The sequence below is a fragment of the Ideonella sp. P3_A4 genome (assembly GCF_056403075.1).
In genome coordinates this window covers 1-2,209 of record NZ_JBFUGE010000834.1, presented here as the reverse complement: position 1 = coordinate 2,209, position 2,209 = coordinate 1, and the positions used below count along the sequence as shown (strand labels likewise).

3 protein-coding genes are annotated in these 2,209 nt (G+C 66.5%); all 3 read left to right on the top strand.

Annotated elements, in window-relative coordinates:
- Positions 1–528, top strand: a 528-nt coding sequence (locus tag AC1DYI_RS33345; protein WP_477208396.1) for a DODA-type extradiol aromatic ring-opening family dioxygenase, incomplete at its 5' end; no start/stop codon positions are given.
- A 416-nt stretch (positions 529–944) separates the two neighbouring features.
- Entirely contained in the window at positions 945–1,892 is a 948-nt protein-coding gene (locus AC1DYI_RS33340) for a fumarylacetoacetate hydrolase family protein (protein WP_477208395.1), read from the top strand.
- Positions 1,889–2,209 (top strand): 2-dehydropantoate 2-reductase N-terminal domain-containing protein (locus AC1DYI_RS33335; RefSeq protein WP_477208394.1); only part of this gene is annotated, 321 nt, incomplete at its 3' end. The genes AC1DYI_RS33340 and AC1DYI_RS33335, both read left to right, overlap by 4 nt.

The following is a 2,209-nucleotide window of genomic DNA, read 5'->3' as shown; positions in this document are numbered from 1 at the left end:
GTGCAAAGCCGCGCGATCGAGCACCCAGACCTCGGCCGCCACTACGCGACGATCAATGTGGTCAAGCAGTTGCGACTCGAAGCCACACCGATCGTTTCGGTCAGTTCGTGCCAGAACTGTGAGCCGAAGCACTTCGTGCAATCGGGCGAGGTGATCGGCGAGGCGATCCACCGCAGTGATCTGCGCGTGCTGTTGCTGGCTTCAGGCGCCTTGAGCCACAAGTTCAACAACATCGACTGGACACCGAAGCACCCACGCATCTTTCACGAGAGCAATGTCGCGCGGCCGGAGAACATCGAGAGTGACAAGCGCGCGATCGAGCTGTTCACTGAAGGCCGGCACGATCTGGTGCTCGATGGGTGGGACAGCGAATACCGCAAGCTGCCTTGGGAGGCTTTCGGCGCGCACTATCTGCAGATGGTGGGTGCAATGGGTGGGCGCGATTGCCGGGCACGTGGCGAGGCGTTGTCGGCATATGAGAACGCGCGGGGCACTGGCAACGTCCATATGTGGTTCGATGCTGAATGAGTTCAATGCGTGCCGAGGTTGTGGCGGGGGCCGGCGGACCGGGCCATCTTCGGCGGTCCGCTCGCGGGGAGCCGGGGTGCGCTTGCTGCTGGCTCTCGGTCGGCCACGTGTTCTCGTGCGGCGGTTGGGGCGACCGCGAATGAAGACCGCCGAACCTGTCCCGATCCACCGACCCCAGGCACACCCGTGGCAGGCAACGGCGTGCCACGCCATCGACGGCAGCAGCAGGGTGGCGGCGGTGCCCCCGGCCTCAGGCCTCATTCGCGGTCGCCCCAACGCCTCTAGTGCACAACGGTGTTGATGCGGATGTACATAGCGCACCTCGACAGTCGCCCGCGAGCTGGCCGTGGGCCGGGGGCACCGCCGCCACCCTGCCGCCACATCCTCCGCACGCACAGCCTTCACCCACCGCAGACATGAACTTCGAATTCCCTCTCAAAGACCTCCCCGCCGTGATGCGCGGCCCCCGCGTCGAACGCCGCCGCGTGATGAGCGGCGGCAGCCCCTTCTGGGGCACGATGCAAGACGATGGCCGCCTGCTGCTCGACGATGGCCGACCCCTCGACCCGACAGGCTTGACCCACCTGCCACCAGTCGACCCCAGCAAGATCATCGCCGTCCACATCTCGTACCTTTCACGCAGCATCGAAACGCGCAACAAGCCGAAGCCGACCGAGACGCCGACCTACTTCACCAAGCCTCCTACTGCGTTGAATGGCCATGGCGGGCAGATCCTCAAACCCGAAGACTGCAAGTACCTGAACTACGAGGGCGAGTACGCGGTGGTCATCGGCCGCACCGCCCGCAACGTGACGCCCGACGAAGCCTGGGATTGCATCGAAGGATTCTGCTGCGCGCTCGACATGGGCCTGCAAGACTTTCGCGACACCGACCAAGGCTCGATGCTGCGGGTGAAGGGCGCCGACACGCTGCTGCCGATCGGTCCGGGCCTCGTGCGTGGCGTGAACCTGTTCGAGCAGACCTTGCGCACGTACCGCAACGGCCGCGTCGTGCAAGAGGCCCACATCGGCGACGAGACGATCTGGGGCCCGCACTATGTGATCGCCGATATTGCGCGCCACATCACGCTGCTGCCCGGTGACGTGATCCTGATGGGCACACCTTGCCACTCGCGCTCGGTCGACCCGGGTGACGTGGTGGAATGCGAGATCACCGGCATTGGCCGGCTGGCCGGCACGGTGGCCGCCGCGCCCGCACCGCGCGCATCGGCGCTGGGTGTGGGCGCACCACCCACCGACAGCCCCGAGGTCCAACGTGTGGCACTCGGTTTCGACGAACGTGTGCCCGATCATCTGAAGAACAACTACCGCGCGGCTGCGCAAGCCACGCCCTCCAAGACATGAAGGTTTGCATCATCGGCGCCGGCTCGATCGGCGGACTCATCGGCGCGAAGCTCGCGCTGGCGAAACAGGCGCAGGTCAGTGCGCTGGCCCGCAACTCGACCTTGCATTCACTGCGCGAACGCGGCTGGCAACTGCAGCAAGGCGGCCAGCTGCTGCAGGCGCCGGCCGTGGCCAGCGACGACGCGGCAGCGCTGGGCCCGCAAGACCTGGTGCTGATCGCTGTCAAGGGCCCGGCGCTGACGGCGGTGGCGCGCGGCATCGCGCCGCTGCTGGGGCCGAAGACGCGCGTGCTGCCGGCGATGAACGGTGTGCCTTGG

Excerpts from the sequence above, each read along its gene's own strand:
- AC1DYI_RS33340 (WP_477208395.1), top strand. The coding sequence starts at position 945 with ATGAACTTCGAATTCCCTCTCAAAGACCTCCCCGCCGTGATGCGCGGC.